We start from the raw sequence: 18,801 nt of genomic DNA on the forward strand, positions 1-18,801 counted from the left end.
CTCAATCCTCGCTGCCCCGGCGCAAACAGATCTGCCGCCGAGGTGTTTCTAGATGAACCTGCATCAGCACCGTCTCACTACTAGAGAGAAAATAATGAAATCTGCCTTCAAATCCTTCGCCCCGGGCGCTTTGGCCCTCCTCCTGCTTCTGCCTGCCGCTCTGCAGGCCAAAGAAGCTGAAACCCAGCAGAAACTCGCCAACGTCGTAGTCCTCGCCACCGGCGGCACTATCGCCGGCGCCGGCGCCAGCGCGGCCAACAGCGCCACCTATCAGGCGGCCAAGGTCGGTATCGAACAACTGATCGCCGGCATCCCGGAACTGAACCAGCTGGCCAACGTGCGTGGCGAGCAGGTCATGCAGATCGCCTCGGAAAGCATCACCAACGAAAACCTGCTGCAATTGGGTCGCCGCGTTGCCGAACTGGCCGACAGCAAGGACGTTGATGGCATCGTCATCACCCACGGCACCGACACCCTGGAAGAAACCGCCTATTTCCTCAACCTGGTGGAAAAGACCGACAAGCCAATCGTAGTGGTCGGCTCCATGCGCCCAGGCACCGCCATGTCCGCTGACGGCATGCTCAACCTGTACAACGCCGTGGCCGTCGCCGGCAGCAAGAATGCTCGCGGCAAAGGCGTACTGGTGACCATGAACGATGAAATCCAGTCCGGCCGCGATGTCAGCAAAATGATCAACATCAAGACCGAAGCCTTCAAGAGCCCATGGGGCCCGCTGGGCATGGTGGTGGAAGGCAAATCCTACTGGTTCCGCCTGCCGGCCAAGCGCCACACCATGGATTCGGAATTCGACATCAAGAACATCAAGAGCCTGCCTGACGTAGAAATCGCCTACGGCTATGGCAACGTCAGCGACACAGCCTACAAAGCCCTGGCCCAGGGCGGCGCCAAAGCCATCATCCACGCCGGCACCGGCAACGGTTCGGTGTCTTCCCGTGTAGTCCCCGCCCTGCAGGAACTGCGCAAGAACGGTGTACAGATCATCCGCTCTTCCCACGTCAATGCCGGTGGCTTCGTCCTGCGCAACGCCGAACAACCTGACGACAAGTACGACTGGGTCGTGGCTCATGACCTGAACCCGCAGAAAGCCCGCATCCTGGCCATGGTCGCCCTGACCAAGACTCAGGACAGCAAGGAACTGCAACGCATGTTCTGGGAATACTGACAGAACCCTGCTCGACCGGCCCCGGTCGAGCACGCTTGCAACCACTCGCCCGCCCGGGCGGGTGGTCCCGCTACCGCCTCCTCCCTCCCAGTAAAAATATCTGCTCGCCTCGTGAGACAAATGCGTAAAACGTGGTCAGAAGAACTTCTTGAATTTTAAGCAGTTGCGAAATTTCCTACAGTTAAATACTGTATGTTCGTACAGCTTAATAAGGATTGTTCCGTGGCCACGACCCAAACGCCCCTCAGTTCCTACGAACGCCTGGGTGTACGCATCCAGAAAATCATCAACTCCCCCACCGCACAGAAAGCCAAGGCCGCGCTGATCTTCCGCCTCGCCGACGAACCCCAGGACGAGTGGGAGCGCCTGCTGGAAGAAATCGCCGAAAACGACAACGTTACCCTCGCCTATCGCGACGACGGCGGCGTGCAGATTTTCTGGGTTGTGCCGAAGGAAGACTGAGTCGATGAGTGTTCGTTGTTTTGCCCTGCTGTTGCTGTTTCTCGCCTGTACCGCCCAAGCCGATGCGCCCCGTACCTTCAGCGAAGCCAAGAAGGTCGCCTGGAAGCTCTATGCCCCACAATCCACCGAGTTCTATTGCGGCTGCAAGTACACCGGCAATCGGGTGAACCTGGCGGCCTGCGGCTACGTACCGCGCAAGAACGCCAAACGCGCCGAACGCATCGAGTGGGAACACATAGTGCCGGCCTGGCAGATCGGCCATCAGCGCCAGTGCTGGCAGCAAGGCGGACGCAAGAACTGCACGCGCACCGATACGGTCTATCAGCGCGCCGAAGCCGACCTGCACAACCTGGTACCGAGCATTGGCGAAGTGAATGGCGACCGCAGCAACTTCAGCTTCGGCTGGCTGCCGGAGCAATCGGGCCAGTACGGTTCGTGCCTGACCCAGGTCGACTTCAAGGCCAAGAAGGTCATGCCACGGCCGTCGATTCGCGGCATGATTGCCCGCACCTACTTCTACATGAGCAAGCAGTACGGCCTGCGCCTGTCGAAGCAGGACCTCCAGCTCTTCGAAGCCTGGAACAAGACCTACCCGGTGCAAGACTGGGAACGCCAGCGCAATCAGAGCGTGGCCTGTGTCATGGGGCGCGGCAATGAGTTCGTCGGCGCGGTCAACCTCAAGGCCTGCGGCTGAAAGCAGATCGCCCGCTGAACGCGGGCGATTCTGGATCCTGTGCAAACAGGCTTATTGCGCGGTTTGATGCTCGATGACAGTGACGTCGATATCGCGCTTCTTGGCCTTGACCAGCTTTTCGATCACTTCATTCTTCTTGGCCTCGGCTTCGGCCTGGGAAGCAAACGGACCGACCACCACCAGGCGCTTGCCCCCAACGGTCAGCACATTGGAAATGATCCCGTGCTCGATCAGCCAGCCGGTCAGATCGCTTACCGCCTGAGGCAACTCGCTGCCCACCAGCACATCCCACTGCGGCGCGTTGGACGCCTGAACCGGTTGAACCTGCGCCGCCGCAGTCTTGTTTGCTTCGACCTGCTTGCCTTCGCCGCATCCGGCCAAGGCCAGCACCGCCATCATCATCGCTACTGTGCGCACAACCCACCCCTAGAAAGTCTGAGGCGGCGATTTTAGCACTCCAGCCACCAGAGACCTCGTCACAAAATCAGGCCGAAACAGGAAGAATGATATTTATTGCCTATGTATAGTTGCGCCTGGGGAATTAATAGATCGCCTGCGCGTCAGAAAGAGGCACCCACTCAGTGGAACTTCGCACTAATCTATACCTAAGACCGACCTCTGCACTGTTTGAATCTGGTGCCCTACAAAGCTATCAAGGAGAAGATCATGCTGATACTCACCCGCAAAGTCGGTGAAAGCATAAACATCGGTGACGACATTACGATCACCATCCTCGGCGTCAGCGGCCAACAGGTCCGCATCGGAATCAACGCGCCAAAAGATGTCGCGGTACACCGCGAAGAAATCTATCAACGCATTCAGGCCGGACTCACTGCCCCGGACAAGCGCGAAACCCCTTGAACTCAATGAGCACCCGCTCCTCGCCTGCAATCCAAGGCTGGTGCGGCGCGTGCCTTGTTCATCTTGAGCTTCTCCCCCTACACCGCCTGTCCTCTACGGACAGCGGCCACAACAGATTCCCGCGCAGCGGATTTTCGTCAACCACTGAACAACGCCCCTTTCTGGCAACCCATCCTGCCGCTGCCTCCCGGCCCGCGGCGCCGCAACGATGCAGGCGTCGCACCCGGGCACAGCGGTCAGGCGCCTGCTGACGGCTCCACCGGCTTGAACCCCAGGTCCTCGGTAAACCGCAGCAGGTAGCCATCAGGATCCTGCACCAGCAGGTTCAATTCACCATGCAGCAACTCATCATGGCGATACCAGCATTCCTGGATGTCCCTGCGCAAGGCGATACCGGCCTGCTTCAGCGCCAATGCCAGCTGGCGAATATCCGGGCACTCGATGGACAGGTTCATGCCGCGACCAAAGGGTGCCTGCAAGGGGCCTACCCGCCACTCCGACTCCTCCTGATCATCCTGTTCCAGCATCAATTGCCCACCGTTGAATGAAAGAAAGGCAAAGAAATGTTCGGGACGCTGATACTCCACCTTGAAACCCAGGGTATCGCGGTAAAAACACAGGCTGCGTTCCAGATGGCTGACCAGCATTTCCGGAACCAGGTTATTCATTTGAAACATCGAGGGCTTTCCTTGCTCATTCAATCGAGCCGCGAACCTACCACCAAGCCAAGCCCGAAAGCAGCATCGCTTACCAATGATTACAACTGAGCCAAGCTCACGCGAGGCAAGGACCTGCGACGGTAACCCGTATCAGCGTCTGCGCAGGCGTGATACCAAGGAATGAGGCAATCCGAACAGCCCCGGAAAAACGCAAAAAGCGGCCCGCATTCGGATCGACAATATCCGCGCGGGCCGCCCGATCATGCCCTCGGGCACTGACCTCTAGGCCTCAAGCATGACGCTCCAGCAGCACCTTGCTCCATAACGTGAATGCCACGGAAGGCGTCCACCCCGGGTTGGAGGTGTGCTCCTGAAGGCAGAGATAGCGATTGCCTTCATAAGTCACGCCTTCCTCCCTCATGTAGCGCTGGCTGGTACGCCACTCGGGAAAGCTCGGATCGACCACACCTCCCGCGGTCCTGACGCTCAAGCTGCGGCTGGGCAAGGATTCCCGGCCCTGAGTGTCAGTAGCCGTGACAAAGTAGCTGTACTGAGTATCCGCATTCAGCCCCTTGTCCTCATAGGCTGCAGTCGCCGTCTTGCCCACCGCATTGCCATCGCGGTACAGGGTATAGAACTCCACCGGCAGCCGGCCGCCGGAAGCTCCCCAACTCAAGCTGACGCTGCTGCGAGTGGTCCCCTGCACCAGCAGATTGCCCGGCGCCCCGGGCCTCTCCGGCTCGCCGCCATTACCATGGATCAACGGTGCGTAACGGTTGCGGAATTCCCAGTCGTAATGCACGCCCTGCCGATTGACTCCGGCGTCCCAGTTCACCGACCAGGTCATCAAGCCCTTGATGGCGTGCCCACTCTCCTGCAAGCGCCTGAACGCATTGTTCAACGCCGCAGGTTCGATGACATATCCGGTGGCTGCCGCATCGACGTTGCTCGGCAAACCGATCACCAGCTTGTCCGCGGCAATCCGGGTGAAACCACGCGTACCCGAGGCCAGGCTGTCGGTCAGGTAGAACAGAAAGTCCTCCTTCATGGCGTCGTTGTTCTGGGCGATCCACGCCCCCTGCCCGCCATTGACCTCCTGCACCCAGAGCCCATCGCCGCCCTGGTTGTAATACTGCGGCGCGACAAAGTCGTAGTAGCCCTCCAGGGCCTGCAGGTACGCCACGTATTTGCCATTGCTGGTCAGGTACGGAAACTCGGGGGCCATGCTGATGATGAAGTGCTTGCCCTGGCCGGCGTAATGATCCTTCACCAGCTTCAGCGCGGCCGGCAACACGCTCTTGTTGTCAGCGAAGTCGATAGCGCTCTGCTCCAGATCGATATCCAGGCCATCGAAACCGTAAGTCTCCACCAAGCGGATGATCTCGCTGGCCAGGGGCTGCTCGTTGCCCTTGTGCAATTCGATATGCGCATCGGCGCCGCCCAGAGAGATCAGCACCGCCCGCCCCTGGCTATTGAGCACGCCCACCTGACGCCGGAACTCTTCATCCGACAGGTTGTAAGGCTTGAACGTAGGAATGCCGTGCCCCTTCATGAAGGCCACCGCCACCACGTTATATTCCTTGGGCACATCCAGCAGATTGAGATTGGCGAAGTGCCCCTGCTGGTAACCATCAGCAGGACCGGCGGCCCAGTTGTGCCAGAAGCCCATGAGGATCTTCTTGCCGGCAATGCTCGGCATCAGAGATGCGGCATCCGCGGGCTGAGTCTTGATCGATGTAAAGTCAATTTTATTCATGCTCTAATCCTTCAGAACGGATAAATAATGCTCTAAGCCTGCAACTTACTTGAAGTCCAGATCGAACGCCTGATAGAACCCGTTGCCAGTATTGGCAACGATCCACAGCAACACCACAACATGATGGCCTTTCTTGTTTTTCGGCAGTACAACTTCATGATGGGTCTTGGCCTTCAGCACCGAGCCAAACTTGTCGAATGGAACTTCAGTATAAAAGTCCTGATAAAAAGCCTTGGGTTCCAGTTGTGCACGACTGATACGCTGCTTCGGGTCCCAGCCATCTTTGGTGATGAACCAGCTATAACCACGGGTAACGTGAGGTGCGGTGTATTCCCACTGCACGCGAAAGACTTGCCCCGGATCGACACTGAGCAGCGGCCAGTTGAATGCACGGTTGAGTTTCTTCGACATCTCATCGTTGGTGAAGTTGATGCAGTCGCGCTCATCAACCTTGCCACCGCTGAGAATATGACCGTCTGCGGGTGGTACGACGCTTGCCACATCGCTGTCGTAGGGTTTCGGGAAAGGGCCGGCAACCAGAGACGGGAAATTTTTTCCTCCTTCCATCTCATTCACCTGCCAGGTCCCCAGCAGACCCAGTTCCACCGCGACCGAGCCACGACTGGAAGGCGACACGATGCGGCCATGTTTAAGTTGAGCTTGTGGCTTATTCATATATTTCACTCCATTGATTAATTAAGTTCGCTCCTCGTTGAGCACCTTTAACTTAGCGCACTTTTATCGACTTTTTTCATGCGCTCGCAAACTAACCACCCGGGACAATTTGCAAAAGTCGGCGCCAGCCCCATTAAACCCTGGACTTCCCGATTTGAACTGACAACTTGAAGAGTCAATGTATTACACGCTTTTCTACAGCAAGACTTGCTCTTTAACTTTATGAGAAGCCCCAGACAGCCCAACTAACATCGAAAAAGCACCCAGCAGAAAAAACAAACCCGGCCATTGCCGGGTTTGCCCTGAAAACGCCTGAAACGATCCATTGCTTATAGGCAGGTTGCCAACGCCGCGAGGCGGCGCTTAGAGACCGCGTTGTCCTCGACCGCGTAGTAGTGAATGGTGGTCCCGGAAGGCTCGATCTTGATGTCCGCGAAGGATTCGGCGGCGCGGGTATACACCGTATAGCCACCGCCCTTGCCCGGCTGCAGATAAGCCGCAGCGTCAACACCAAAGACCGCTTCATCCTGCCAGGCGAACTGCACGCACTGCGCCACCAGTTGATCGGCCTTGGCCGAGCTCAGGGTCTTGTTGGGCGTTCTGGCCCGAGCGTCATCCATGGTGGAACCCGCACAGCCGGCCAACAAAACCGCAACCATCATCGCCATCAACACCCGCATGCCGTCACCTCATCCATAAAACGCGAGAGTATCGCTCAGGCGACAGAAAAAAGGCGTCAGACCGCAGAAAAAACCTACTGCAAGGCAAGCGCCATTCTGACAGCCCGCAGCAACGGCCTCGCCCCAGGCCATGGCTTGACGGGCCTTGCCACAAGGACCGGCGTTGTATATTCGGGACTCCCCATTGTCATGATCCAGCTGAAGGTTTAACCTTCGCGCCCCTTCCCACACTTTTGCCAAGGAGATCCACCATGCAACAGCTGATCACCCCTTGCAGGACGTGCCTGGTTTAAACGCTGTATCCGCTACCTGCTAGCGCCTTCGCTTAATCCCGCTTCGTCCTGCCACTCCCTGACTATTTTTTTCCAATCAGGAATTGGACATGGACACTTGCATCCGTCATTTGTCGAACGGCGTCTCACTGATCGCCTCAGACACCACCTGGATCGAAGATAAAGCGCTCCAGCAACTGCAAACCACCGCTCAACTGCCCGGCATGCGCCAGGTGGTCGGCATGCCGGACCTGCACCCAGGCCGCGGCTACTGCGGATTTCGGTGAACGTGACCGAGCGTTTCGCTAATACGTGACCGGTGCTTCCACCCCGGTTGCGCGGGTTCTGGATTGTAATCGCATCGGTCACGATGCGGCTTGTTCCTCGGCTTTTTTTCGGCGCAGCGACTCGCCTTTCATCGTCAGTCGGTAGGCGTTGTGCACCAGGCGGTCGAGGATGGCATCGGCCAGGGTCGGGTCGTTGATCCAGCCGTGCCAGTGCTCGATGGGCAGTTGGCTCGTCAGGATGGTGGAGCGGCTGCCAGCGCGGTCGTCGATCACCTCCAGCAGGTCATGCCGGGCTCCTTCCTCCAGCGGGGCTAGCGCCCAGTCGTCCAGCACCAGGACGTCGACCTTTGCCAGCTGTTGCAGGGTACGGCCGAAGCTGCCGTCGCCATGAGCGATGCGCAGTTGTTCCAGCAGGCGCGGGGTGCGCAGGTACAGGGTGCTATAGCCCTGGCGGCAGGCCTGGTTGCCCAGGGCGCAGGCCAGCCAGGTTTTGCCGGCACCGGTCGGGCCGGTCAGCAGCAGGTTGTGCTGCTGGCGGATCCAGTCGCCACTGGCCAGGGTGGCGATCAGACGCTCGTCCAGGGCGCGTCCGGTGCGGCGGTCGAGATCTTCCAGGCAGGCGTTGGCGTACTTGAGCTTGGCCTTCTTGCGCAGCCGTACCAGGCGCTGGTTGTCACGCCAGGCCAGTTCGCGGTCGAGCAGTAGGCCGAGGCGTTCATCGAAGCTCAGGCTGTGGCTGGCCGGCAGCGTCCATTGCTCTTCCAGGGCGCGGGCCATGCCGTCCAGGCGTAGCTGGTGCAGTTGATTCAGGGTGTGTTGCGGCATCATCGAACAGCTCCTGTTGCGGGGGTTGGTAGTAGTCGGCGCCACGGACGTTCTCGTGGTCGCCGGGTAAGGTCGTTTCGGCGGCACGCTGGGGCAGCGGCTGTTGATCCAGGCCTTGCTGGAGCAGGTTGCGCACGCTGCGCCCGGTGAAGGCGCGCAGGTGTACGGCACGTTCGGCAGCGGCTTCCAGGCGTGCATTGCCATAGCGCCGGGCCAGCGAGAGCAGGCCGAGGCAGGCGCGGTAGCCCATCTCCGGGTGCGGCTTGTGGGTCAGTTGGTGATCGATCAGTTGGCGCGTGTAGGGGCCGATCCGCGCGCCCCAGTCGAGCAGGCGTTGTGGCGTCCATTCGCGATGCGCCTGGTGCGCCGCGGGCATGTGCTCGCGCTGGGTACTGTAAGCGCCGCGTCGCCCCAGCAGCAGGTGGCTGGCCACCCGCCGGTTGCCATGCAGCACTTCCAGGGTGTGTGCCGTCAGTCGCACGTCCACGTTCTGCCGGGCCAGGGCGGAGGGCACGCTGTAGAAGCTGCCATTGACCTCGATGTGGTAGTCGATGCTGACCTTGCAGCGCTTGAAGGTGGCGACCTCGTAGGGATGCACCGGCAGCGCTCGCAAGGCCGGGCGATCCAGGCGCTCGAACCAGTCGCGCCGGCAGCCATCGAGCCGCTTGAACGGGCGCCGATTCAGATCCTCCAGCAGCTCGGCGATGGCCTGGTTAAGCGCATGCAGGCTGAAGAACTGCCGATGGCGCAGCCGCGCCATGATCCAGCGCTCGACCACCTGCACCGCCACCTCGGCCTTGGCCTTGTCCTGAGGCTTGCGTGGCCGTGCCGGCAGGATCACCGTCTGGTAATGACGCGCGCACTCCAGCGTGGCCCGGTTCAGGCCCGGCTCGTAGCGATCCGGCTGGGCGACCAGGGCGCGCGGATTGTCCGGCACAACCATTTCCGGCACGCCGCCAAAGTAGGTCAGAGCCTGGCCCAGCGAGGTCAGCCAGTCCACCTGGGTTTCGCCTGGCGTCGCGCAGGCATAGGTGTAATTCGAGGCGCCCAGGGCGGCGACGAAGATGTGCGCCCGGCGCACTTCGCCGGTGGCCGGGTCGACCACCGGCAGCGTCGGCCCGGCATAGTCGATGAATAGCTTCTCGCCCGCACGGTGCAGCTGACGCATCGAACGTTTGAGCGTCTGGGCGTAGCGCCGGTAGTGCTCGACGAACTGGGTGTAGCGGTAGGTCGGCTGGCCCGCATGCGCGGCGAGATATTCCTCCCACAGCAGCTGCAAGGTCACGCCCTTGCGTCGCAACTCGCGGTGGATGCTCAGCACATCGGGCAGCACTCGCTCACCGCGCGGCTTGTTCGTCGACGTCGGTGCAAACAAGGCGGCCGCCAGCGCGGCCTCGTCCATGGCCACCAGCGCCGGCCAGTCCAGCCCGGCCACCCGCGCCGCCGCGATGTACTTGCTAACCACGCCCTTGGACAGCTGCAAGGCACGGGCAATCTTCTCGTGGGACAAGCCGGCCTCAAACTTGAGGCGCAGACATTCTTTGATGTTTCGCATGGCTACTCGCGGCGCCGCCATCTTCCTCTCCCGAAATCGGTCGAGGATGGCGGCGCATCAGGTCATGCGCAACGAAGGGGAAGGCTTTCGCTAAGTCGTGACCGGCGATTTCGGTAAGCCGTGACCACCTGTTTCGGAACAGGCGGAAAATCGGTCACGTTGCTACCGAAATGAGCGGTCACGCGTTAGCGAAATGACCGGTCACGATCAACCGAAACGGCCGGTCACGGTGCTCCGAAATCCGCAGCTACCCGGTGGGAGCAGCATTCTTTTCCACCGAGATGGCCTACCCGGCCCTGGTGGGCAACGACATCGGCTGCGGCATGACGCTGTGGCAAACCGACCTTTCCAGCAGCCGCCTCAACCTCGACAAGCTGGAAAAGAAAATCGGCAACATCGATCTCCCCCTGGATGAACAGTGGGATGAAGAACGGACGCAGCTGGGGCTGCCGGCAAACGGTCATGAACACTCGCTGGGCACCATTGGTGGCGGCAATCACTTCGCCGAGCTGCAACAGCTCGACCAGGTGTACGACGCCAGCGCCCTGCAGGCCCTGGAACTGAACCCCAAAGCCTTGTTGCTGCTGGTGCACAGCGGCTCCAGGGGCCTGGGAGAGGCCATCCTGCGGCGCCATGTGGACCAGCACGGGCACAACGGCCTGGTAATGGCCAGCGCCGCCAGCACTCAGTACTTGCAAGAGCACGATGCGGCCCTGCGTTTCGCCGAAGCCAACCGGCGATTGATCGCCGAACGCCTGCTGCACAACCTGCGGGCCAAGGGACGCTCGATCCTGGACATCAACCACAACCTGGTATCGCCAGCGAATGTCGCTGGAGTTACAGGCTGGCTGCATCGCAAGGGCGCTACGCCGTCGGACCAGGGTCCGGTGGTCATCCCGGGCTCCCGGGGCGACTACAGCTATCTGGTTCATCCAATACCGGCAGCTGCCAGCCTCTACTCCCTGGCCCACGGCGCCGGACGCAAATGGCTGCGCAGCGACTGCAAGGACAGGCTGGCGACGCGCTTCAGCTTCGACCAGCTCAAGCGCACTCAGTTGGGCAGCCGAGTGATCTGCGAAGACCGAGGCTTGATGTACGAGGAAGCACCCGAAGCCTACAAGAACATCGACAGCGTGATCGGCAGCCTGAGGGATGCCGGCCTGGTGCAGATCATCGCGCGGCTCAAACCGGTACTGACCTACAAACGCCGAGGGTGCTGCTGATGCTGCTGTTACAGCTGTCTTGCGCCCAGGGGCCCGCCGAGTGCGAACTGGCGGTGACCAAGGCCCTGCAACTCCTGTATCGCGAAGCCGAGGCACAAGGCGTGCGCGCCAGCCTCGTCGAGCAGGTAGCTGGCCAAGGCCGGGGCACCTACAGATCGGTACTGGTCAGCCTTGACGGCGAACAGGCTGCACGACTGGCCGAACGCTGGACCGGCACCCTGCTATGGACCTGCAAGAGCCCCTATCGCCCTGGATACAAACGCAAGAACTGGTATTTCGCCGGCCAACTGTTCAAGGCTCCAGAGGACAGCATGGACGGCACCATCCGCTTTGAAGCCATGCGTGCATCAGGCCCGGGCGGGCAACATGTGAACACCACGGACTCTGCGGTGCGCGCCACGCACCTGGCCAGTGGTATCAGCGTGAGAGTGCAGTCAGAACGCAGCCAGCACGACAACAAGCGCGTTGCGCGCCTACTGATTCTGCAACGCCTGGCAGATCGGCAACAGCAATCTGCCGAGGCGCTGCGCCTGCAACGCCGCCATGCCCACCACAGCGTTGAGCGCGGTAACCCGGTGCGCAGCTTCAACGGTGACGGGTTCACCCCTCAGAACTGATCATCCCTCCCACAGGGAGTCGTGCCGGACCACGACTCCCTGCCGCAGAACTGACGAGCACAGTTTTGAAAAGACCAGTGCGCACGTAAAAGATCTTCAACCCGCCCGGCAACCGACACCGCAACAGGACGGGCACTCGCAACAGCGCAACCGACAAACAGCGGAACCTTCGAAGACGAGGATCAACGCAAGCATCGGCAACCCAAGCTCCGTCACTTCAAGAGCGACGCAGAGAATGAACGACAATCAACGGCATAGCGACAGTGGATCAACCCACAGGACGATCCACAAACACCAGGATGGATGCAGCATGGGAAGAACTCTCGGATGTACCGACGGAGCTAATGCGACGAGCAACCGGCGACAACGCCGAACCGCTGATTGAGAATTGGCGAGTGTTCTGCCAAACGCTCTGACGCCTCATCGCCAAACTAGCCTGCACACTCAAACTGCCTTCACGATCAGCAGCGCTATAAGAGGAAGACAGGGAGTGCAGCGAGGACTGAACGGCTTTTGCAGCACGGTAAAAAACGCGCAAAACAAAAAAGGGGCTCACCTCTCGGTGAACCCCTTCTAGACCGCCCAGCAGAGCGGATTTTGTTTGGTAGGCGCGATTGGACTCGAACCAACGACCCCCACCATGTCAAGGTGGTGCTCTAACCAACTGAGCTACGTGCCTGCTGTGAGGCGGCATTCTACGGAATTCCAAAGGGGTGTCAACACCTTTTTTGCAGCTAAGCCTATGAATATGCGAATTTTTTAATTTCGGCACCTGGAAGAAGTTTTTCCTTCTGTCTGGTAGCGCTTTTACAACTCAGGTAGCATCGGCGCACTCGTAAAATATATTAAACACATGAGGTCGCAGGATGGCGCATATTCCCTACCCACAGTCCTACTACGCCGCATCCGCCAATGCAGCCCCGGAACGCCCGCTGCTGCAAGGCGAAGTGGAAACCGATATCTGCGTGATCGGTGCGGGTTATACCGGTCTGTCCAGCGCCCTGTTTCTATTGGAAAACGGCTTTCGCGTAACGGTACTGGAAGCTGCCAAGGTCGGCTTTGGCGCCTCCGGGCGCAATGGCGGACAGATCGTCAACAGCTATAGCCGCGACATCGACGTGATCGAGCGCAGCGTCGGCCCCAAGCAAGCACAACTGCTGGGGCAAATGGCGTTCGAGGGCGGCCGGATCATTCGCGAGCGGGTAGCCAAGTACCAGATCCAGTGCGACCTGAAAGACGGTGGCGTGTTCGCTGCGCTGACCAGCAAGCAGATGGGTCACCTGGAGTCGCAGAAGCGCCTGTGGGAGCGCTACGGCCACACGCAACTGGAATTGCTGGACGAGCGACGGATTCGCGAAGTCGTCGCCTGTGATCAATACAAGGGCGGCATGCTCGACATGAGCGGCGGGCACATCCATCCGCTGAACCTGGCACTGGGCGAAGCGGCGGCCGTGGAATCCCTGGGCGGCACTATCTATGAACAATCCCCCGCAGTGCGCATCGAGCGCGGGGCCAATCCCGTTGTACATACCCCACAGGGTAAAGTTCGCGCCAAGTTCATCATCGTCGCCGGCAACGCCTATCTGGGCAATCTGATCCCGGAACTGGCCGCCAAATCCATGCCTTGCGGCACTCAAGTGATCACTACCGAGCCCCTGGGCGACGAGCTGGCAGCCAGCCTGCTCCCCCAGGACTACTGCGTCGAGGACTGCAACTACCTGCTGGACTATTACCGCCTCAGCGGCGACAAGCGCCTGATTTTCGGCGGCGGCGTGGTCTACGGCGCTCGCGACCCGGCCAACATCGAAGCGATCATCCGACCAAAGATGCTCAAGGCGTTCCCACAACTGAAAAACGTCAAGATCGACTACGCCTGGACCGGCAACTTCCTGCTGACCCTGTCGCGCCTGCCCCAGGTAGGCCGCCTGGGCGACAACATCTACTACTCCCAAGGCTGCAGCGGCCACGGCGTGACCTATACCCACCTGGCGGGCAAAGTACTGGCCGAGGCCTTGCGCGGCCAGGCAGAGCGCTTTGACGCCTTCGCCGACCTGCCCCACTACCCCTTCCCTGGCGGCCAGTTGCTGCGCACGCCCTTCACAGCCCTGGGCGCCTGGTACTACAGCCTTCGCGACAAGCTTGGCTTCTGACAGCCCGAGCTTTTCGCAGACACAAAAAAACCGCCGAACAGGCGGTTTTTTATGCTCAAACAACAGGCACTGCAAAAAGGCAAATCCCAAAAACAAAAAACCCCGGTCTTGCGACCAGGGCTTTTGCTATCGATGCGAATCAAGCCTATGGCTTGTTTCGTTGCTTCAAGGCGTTCAGTGGTCCTTGAGGCAGATATGGCGCAGCGGACGGGACTCGAACCCGCGACCCCCGGCGTGACAGGCCGGTATTCTAACCGACTGAACTACCGCTGCGTATCGCTTGGACTTGCGTCCAGGTGAATCGTTTAAATCGTCTGAAAGAAGAGCTTCGATGCTTTTCGATCTCAAACCAGGCGAGCCTGACTTGGAAAATATGGCGCAGCGGACGGGACTCGAACCCGCGACCCCCGGCGTGACAGGCCGGTATTCTAACCGACTGAACTACCGCTGCGCGTCGGTTGGATGCTTCCGTGGAAGCTTCCGTCTTTCTTGCGAAAGACACTCAGAAATGGTGGGTGATGACGGGATCGAACCGCCGACCCTCTGCTTGTAAGGCAGATGCTCTCCCGGCTGAGCTAATCACCCTTTGCTTCGCTGAGGCCGCGAAATTTACGCAGGTAACGAAGCTAAGTCAATAGCAGGCTTGAAGTTTTTTTCAAAAACAGTGGCAAGCGCCCAGTTGCAAGTAACAAGAAAAAAACGGCTGACACGCAACCGCACTACTCACTTGCCACTCAAAGCCTGGTGCAGCCCTAACAGCCCTAAGCCTGATAAATCATTTTCTTGGTCATGCCGCCATCCACCACGAACTCCTGGCCGGTGACAAAACCCGAATTGCGCGACAGCAGCCAGGCCACCATCGACGCCACATCCTCCACCGTCCCTACCCTGCCCGCAGGATGCTGGGCATGATCGGCATCGGACAAAGGCTCGGCACGGCGCTGCGCCGGATCACGCGCATCAATCCAGCCCGGACTTACCGCATTGACTCGAATCTCCGGTCCCAAGCTGATTGCCAGGGCATGGGTCAGGGCCAGCAAGCCCCCCTTGCTCGCCGCATAGGCTTCGCTGTCAGGCTCGGATTGCCGGGCACGGGTGGACGCCAGGTTGACGATCGCACCGCCATGGGCGCGCAGATACGGCGCACAGCGTTTGGCCAGCAACATCGGCCCACTCAGGTTCACCGCCATGACGCGATTCCAGTAGGCCAGATCCAGACTCTCCAGGGTGATGTTGTGAGGATCTGCCACGGCGGCGTTGCAGACCAAGGCATCCAGGCGTCCGAACTGCCCCAGAACCTCAGCCACACCCTGGGCAACCTGCGCCTCGTCAGCCACATCCATGCTGATGAACCAGGCACTTTCCCCCAGCACCCTGGCCACCTTGGAGCCACGGTCCCGATCCACATCGGTCAGCACCACCTGCCAGCCTTCGCTGATCAGCCAGGCAGCGATACCCAGGCCAATGCCTCGTGCCGCACCGGTAACCAGCGCGACACGTCCGTTGCCGCCACCCTGAGGCGTGGACAACTCGATCACAAGGCTGCCAACCCACGAGCCAGGTCGGCCTGCAGATCAGCCACATCCTCCAGGCCCACCGCAATGCGGATCAGGCTGTCGCGAATACCGGCCGCTTCACGTTCCTGCGGCGCCAGGCGGCCGTGGGACGTAGTGCTCGGATGGGTGATGGTGGTTTTGCTGTCACCCAGGTTGGCCGTGATCGAAATCAGCCGAGTGGCATCGATAAAGCGCCAGGCACCCTCTTTGCCGCCCTTGACCTCGAAGCTCACCACAGCACCGAAACCACGCTGCTGACGCTTGGCCAGCTCGTGTTGCGGGTGGCTGGCAAGTCCGGCGTAGTGCACCTTCTCGACACCGTCCTGCTGCTCAAGCCACTGCGCCAGCGCCAGGGCATTGGCACAGTGAGCACGCATCCGCAGGCTCAGGGTTTCCAGCCCCTTGAGGAAGATCCAGGCATTGAACGGACTCAGGGTCGGCCCCGCAGTGCGCAGAAAGCCCACCACTTCTTTCATCTGCTCGCTGCGCCCAGCGACCACGCCCCCCATGCAACGACCCTGGCCGTCGATGAACTTGGTGGCCGAATGCACCACCACGTCCGCGCCCAGCTTCAAGGGTTGCTGCAAGGCCGGGGTGCAGAAGCAGTTGTCCACCACCAGCATCGCGCCCTTGGCATGCGCCAGTTCAGCCAAGGCGGCGATATCCACCAGCTCGGCCAGCGGATTGGAGGGGGATTCGACAAACAGCAGCTTGGTGTTGCTCTTGATCGCCGCATCCCAGCCGGACAGGTCCGCCAGGGGCACGTAATCGACTTCAACACCAAAACGCTTGAAGTACTTCTCGAACAGGCTGATGGTCGAGCCGAACACGCTGCGCGACACCAGCACATGATCGCCGGCGCTGCACAGACTCATGACCACCGAGAGAATAGCCGCCATGCCGGTGGCCGTGGCGACCGCCTGCTCAGCACCCTCCAGCGCCGCGATGCGCTCTTCGAACGAGCGCACCGTAGGGTTGGTGTAGCGCGAATAGACGTTGCCCGGCACTTCGCCGGCGAACCGTGCAGCCGCGTCGGCAGCTGTACGGAACACATAGCTGGAGGTGAAGAACATCGGATCACCGTGCTCGCCTTCCGGCGAACGGTGTTGGCCGGCGCGCACCGCCAGGGTATCGAACGCTACGCCTTCAAGGTCGCTATCCAGCCGACCGGCATCCCAATCCTGACTCATGCCGCCTACTCCTAATGTCTTCTTAAAATGCTCGAATCAGTTGTTGTACAGATCGATGATGGCGCTGACCGCCTGGGTCTTGGCCTTGGACGCGTCGTTGCGAGCGTTCTCGATCTTGTTCAGATAGGCCTCGTCGACGTCACCGGTGACGTACTTGCCGTCGAACACCGCGCAGTCGAAGTTCTCGATCTTGATCTTGCCACCACCGACCGCCTCGATCAGGTCCGGCAGATCCTGGTAGATCAGCCAGTCTGCACCGATCAGGTCAGCCACGTCCTGGGTCGAACGATTGTGAGCAATCAACTCATGGGCGCTTGGCATGTCGATGCCGTAGACGTTCGGGTAACGAACCGCCGGAGCCGCCGAGCAGAAGTAGACGTTCTTCGCGCCGGCTTCACGGGCCATCTGGATGATCTGCTTGCAGGTGGTCCCGCGAACGATGGAGTCGTCCACCAGCATCACGTTCTTGCCGCGGAACTCCAGTTCGATGGCATTGAGCTTCTGGCGTACGGATTTTTTCCGCGCCGCCTGGCCCGGCATGATGAAGGTCCGGCCGATGTAGCGGTTCTTGACGAAACCTTCGCGGAACTTGACCCCCAGGTGGTTGGCCAGCTCCAGCGCGGCGGTACGGCTGGTGTCGGGAATCGGAATCACCACGTCGATATCGTGCTGCGGACGCTCGCGCAGGATCTTCTCGGCCAGCTTCTCGCCCATGCGCAGCCGCGCCTTGTACACCGAGACACCGTCGATGATCGAATCGGGACGGGCCAGGTAGACGTGTTCGAAGATGCACGGCGTGAGCTGCGGGTTGGTCGCGCACTGACGGGTGTAGAGCTTGCCCTCTTCAGTGATGTAGACCGCTTCGCCCGGGGCCAGGTCGCGAATCAGGGTAAAGCCCAATACATCCAGGGAAACGCTTTCCGAGGCGATCATGTATTCCACGCCTTCGTCGGTATGACGCTGGCCGAAAACGATCGGGCGGATGCCGTGGGGATCACGGAATCCGACAATGCCGTAACCGGTGATCATGGCCACCACCGCGTAACCACCGACGCAGCGGTTGTGCACATCAGTCACCGCAGCAAACACGTCTTCCTCGGTCGGTTGCAGCTTGCCGCGCTGGGCCAGCTCGTGAGCGAACACGTTGAGCAACACTTCGGAGTCGGAGTTGGTGTTGACGTGGCGCAGGTCGGACTCGTAGATCTCCTTGGCCAACTGTTCAACATTGGTCAGGTTGCCGTTGTGCGCCAGGGTGATGCCATAAGGCGAGTTGACGTAGAACGGCTGAGCCTCGGCGGAGGTCGAGCTGCCCGCGGTTGGATAACGCACATGGCCAATACCCATGTGGCCCACCAGGCGCTGCATGTGCCGTTGCTGGAACACATCACGCACCAGGCCATTGTCCTTGCGCAGGAATAACCGGCCATCATGGCTGGTCACGATACCGGCAGCGTCCTGGCCGCGGTGCTGGAGGACGGTTAGCGCGTCATACAGCGCCTGATTGACGTTCGACTTACCGACGATACCGACGATGCCACACATGCGACGCAACCCCTACTTAATGAAACTGAACTGAACCCATCTTACTGAGGCGTTTTGGCCGGTAAGAGGTGCTCCTTGAACGGTATTTCAGCGGGTACGCTGATACCGCTGGCCAGCCACTGACTGCTCCACCCCAGGATGAGGTTCTTGGACCAGTCTGCGACCAATAGAAATTGTGGCACCAGCCGCGACTGTTGCCACCAGGAATCCTGCTGTACCGGCCCCAGGCTCAGGAGCCCGACCGCCACGACCACCAGCAGCGCGCCACGCGCAGCGCCGAAGGCCATGCCGAGGAATCGATCGGTCCCGGAAAGGCCGGTGACGCGAATCAATTCGCCGATGAGATAGTTGACCATTGCCCCCACCAGCAAGGTGGCGACAAACATGATTGCGCAGCCCGCGATCACGCGAGCCGAGGGAGTTTCGATATAACCGCCGAGGTACTCGGACAGTGAGCCACCAAACATCCAGGCAACGACTCCTGCGATGATCCAGGTAAGCAACGACAAGGCTTCTTTGACGAAACCGCGGCTCAAGCTGATCAAAGCGGAGATAGCGATTATTGCAACGATCGCCCAGTCAACCCAGGTAAATGGCACAGTGCAGCCTACAGA

The 18,801-nt window shown here is 60.2% G+C and carries 17 protein-coding genes, 4 tRNA genes and 2 pseudogenes; 8 read left to right on the forward strand and 15 right to left on the reverse strand.

What is annotated here, in order from left to right; genetic code table 11:
• The first annotated feature begins 94 nt into the window (after positions 1-94).
• From BLV47_RS19980 to BLV47_RS19990, 3 genes are all read left to right on the forward strand, one after another.
• Entirely contained in the window at positions 95-1,183 is a 1,089-nt protein-coding gene (locus BLV47_RS19980; RefSeq protein ID WP_047303134.1) for an asparaginase, read from the forward strand.
• A 192-nt stretch (positions 1,184-1,375) separates the two neighbouring features.
• Entirely contained in the window at positions 1,376-1,645 is a 270-nt protein-coding gene (locus BLV47_RS19985; RefSeq protein WP_092316435.1) for a DUF1654 domain-containing protein, read from the forward strand.
• Between the two features lie 4 nt (positions 1,646-1,649).
• A complete protein-coding gene (locus tag BLV47_RS19990) occupies positions 1,650-2,339 on the forward strand; it encodes an endonuclease (RefSeq protein ID WP_092316438.1) in 690 nt (229 codons plus the stop codon).
• 51 nt (positions 2,340-2,390) lie between these two features.
• Here the strand turns inward: BLV47_RS19990 and BLV47_RS19995 are convergent, their stop codons facing one another.
• Positions 2,391-2,741: a penicillin-binding protein activator LpoB gene (locus tag BLV47_RS19995; RefSeq protein ID WP_092316440.1), complete on the reverse strand. Its 351-nt coding sequence runs from the start codon at positions 2,739-2,741 to the stop codon at positions 2,391-2,393.
• Positions 2,742-3,005: 264 nt separating this feature from the next.
• On the opposite strand from BLV47_RS19995, the gene csrA reads away from it, so the two are divergent.
• Positions 3,006-3,200, forward strand: coding sequence for a carbon storage regulator CsrA (gene csrA, locus BLV47_RS20000; protein ID WP_007920550.1), 195 nt, complete (start codon positions 3,006-3,008; stop codon positions 3,198-3,200).
• Positions 3,201-3,436: 236 nt separating this feature from the next.
• Here the strand turns inward: csrA and BLV47_RS20005 are convergent, their stop codons facing one another.
• From BLV47_RS20005 to BLV47_RS20020, 4 genes are all read right to left on the reverse strand, one after another.
• Positions 3,437-3,877: a VOC family protein gene (locus BLV47_RS20005; RefSeq protein WP_092316442.1), complete on the reverse strand. Its 441-nt coding sequence runs from the start codon at positions 3,875-3,877 to the stop codon at positions 3,437-3,439.
• Between the two features lie 271 nt (positions 3,878-4,148).
• A complete protein-coding gene (locus tag BLV47_RS20010) occupies positions 4,149-5,615 on the reverse strand; it encodes a carbohydrate-binding protein (RefSeq protein WP_092316444.1) in 1,467 nt (488 codons plus the stop codon).
• A gap of 45 nt (positions 5,616-5,660) precedes the next feature.
• Positions 5,661-6,290 carry a lytic polysaccharide monooxygenase auxiliary activity family 9 protein gene (locus BLV47_RS20015; RefSeq protein ID WP_092316446.1) on the reverse strand — a complete coding sequence of 210 codons (630 nt, stop codon included), beginning with the start codon at positions 6,288-6,290 and terminating at the stop codon, positions 5,661-5,663.
• Between the two features lie 329 nt (positions 6,291-6,619).
• A complete protein-coding gene (locus BLV47_RS20020; RefSeq protein WP_092316448.1) occupies positions 6,620-6,970 on the reverse strand; it encodes a hypothetical protein in 351 nt (116 codons plus the stop codon).
• A gap of 382 nt (positions 6,971-7,352) precedes the next feature.
• Here BLV47_RS20020 and BLV47_RS35630 point away from each other — a divergent pair.
• Positions 7,353-7,514, forward strand: a pseudogene (locus tag BLV47_RS35630) (RNA ligase RtcB family protein); the annotation flags it as partial.
• Between the two features lie 93 nt (positions 7,515-7,607).
• On the opposite strand, the gene istB reads toward BLV47_RS35630, so the two are convergent.
• Complete coding sequence (gene istB, locus BLV47_RS20025) at positions 7,608-8,357, reverse strand: IS21-like element IS1474 family helper ATPase IstB (RefSeq protein ID WP_062838242.1); 750 nt, start codon at positions 8,355-8,357, stop codon at positions 7,608-7,610.
• Positions 8,245-9,930 carry an IS21 family transposase gene (istA, locus tag BLV47_RS20030; RefSeq protein WP_062838241.1) on the reverse strand — a complete coding sequence of 562 codons (1,686 nt, stop codon included), beginning with the start codon at positions 9,928-9,930 and terminating at the stop codon, positions 8,245-8,247. Before istA ends, istB begins: the two co-directional genes overlap by 113 nt.
• A gap of 221 nt (positions 9,931-10,151) precedes the next feature.
• Between istA and BLV47_RS20035 the strand changes: the two are divergent.
• A pseudogene (locus BLV47_RS20035) lies at positions 10,152-11,132 on the forward strand (RNA ligase RtcB family protein); the annotation flags it as partial.
• On the forward strand, positions 11,132-11,749 hold the full coding sequence (gene prfH / locus BLV47_RS20040; RefSeq protein ID WP_092317332.1) for a peptide chain release factor H: 618 nt from the start codon (positions 11,132-11,134) through the stop codon (positions 11,747-11,749). The pseudogene BLV47_RS20035 and the gene prfH, both read left to right, overlap by 1 nt.
• A gap of 602 nt (positions 11,750-12,351) precedes the next feature.
• Here the strand turns inward: prfH and BLV47_RS20045 are convergent.
• Positions 12,352-12,428: transfer RNA gene (locus tag BLV47_RS20045), tRNA-Val, on the reverse strand.
• A 187-nt stretch (positions 12,429-12,615) separates the two neighbouring features.
• Between BLV47_RS20045 and BLV47_RS20050 the strand changes: the two genes are divergently transcribed.
• Positions 12,616-13,899 carry an NAD(P)/FAD-dependent oxidoreductase gene (locus BLV47_RS20050; protein WP_060838416.1) on the forward strand — a complete coding sequence of 428 codons (1,284 nt, stop codon included), beginning with the start codon at positions 12,616-12,618 and terminating at the stop codon, positions 13,897-13,899.
• Between the two features lie 196 nt (positions 13,900-14,095).
• Here BLV47_RS20050 and BLV47_RS20055 read toward each other — a convergent pair.
• The 7 genes from BLV47_RS20055 to BLV47_RS20085 all read right to left on the reverse strand — a co-directional run bounded on the left by BLV47_RS20055 (position 14,096) and on the right by BLV47_RS20085 (position 18,786).
• Positions 14,096-14,172: transfer RNA gene (locus tag BLV47_RS20055), tRNA-Asp, on the reverse strand.
• Between the two features lie 101 nt (positions 14,173-14,273).
• A tRNA-Asp gene (locus BLV47_RS20060) sits at positions 14,274-14,350 on the reverse strand.
• Between the two features lie 58 nt (positions 14,351-14,408).
• A tRNA-Val gene (locus BLV47_RS20065) sits at positions 14,409-14,484 on the reverse strand.
• Positions 14,485-14,660: 176 nt separating this feature from the next.
• Positions 14,661-15,437 carry an SDR family oxidoreductase gene (locus tag BLV47_RS20070; RefSeq protein ID WP_092316452.1) on the reverse strand — a complete coding sequence of 259 codons (777 nt, stop codon included), beginning with the start codon at positions 15,435-15,437 and terminating at the stop codon, positions 14,661-14,663.
• A complete protein-coding gene (locus BLV47_RS20075) occupies positions 15,434-16,645 on the reverse strand; it encodes an O-succinylhomoserine sulfhydrylase (protein WP_016968005.1) in 1,212 nt (403 codons plus the stop codon). Before BLV47_RS20075 ends, BLV47_RS20070 begins: the two co-directional genes overlap by 4 nt.
• Positions 16,646-16,681: 36 nt before the next feature.
• On the reverse strand, positions 16,682-18,187 hold the full coding sequence (gene purF / locus BLV47_RS20080; RefSeq protein ID WP_060838413.1) for an amidophosphoribosyltransferase: 1,506 nt from the start codon (positions 18,185-18,187) through the stop codon (positions 16,682-16,684).
• A gap of 41 nt (positions 18,188-18,228) precedes the next feature.
• Entirely contained in the window at positions 18,229-18,786 is a 558-nt protein-coding gene (locus tag BLV47_RS20085) for a CvpA family protein (RefSeq protein WP_016968003.1), read from the reverse strand.
• Positions 18,787-18,801 lie beyond the last annotated feature (15 nt).

The sequence above is a fragment of the Pseudomonas saponiphila genome, from assembly GCF_900105185.1.
Classification (GTDB): Bacteria; Pseudomonadota; Gammaproteobacteria; order Pseudomonadales; family Pseudomonadaceae; genus Aquipseudomonas; species Aquipseudomonas saponiphila.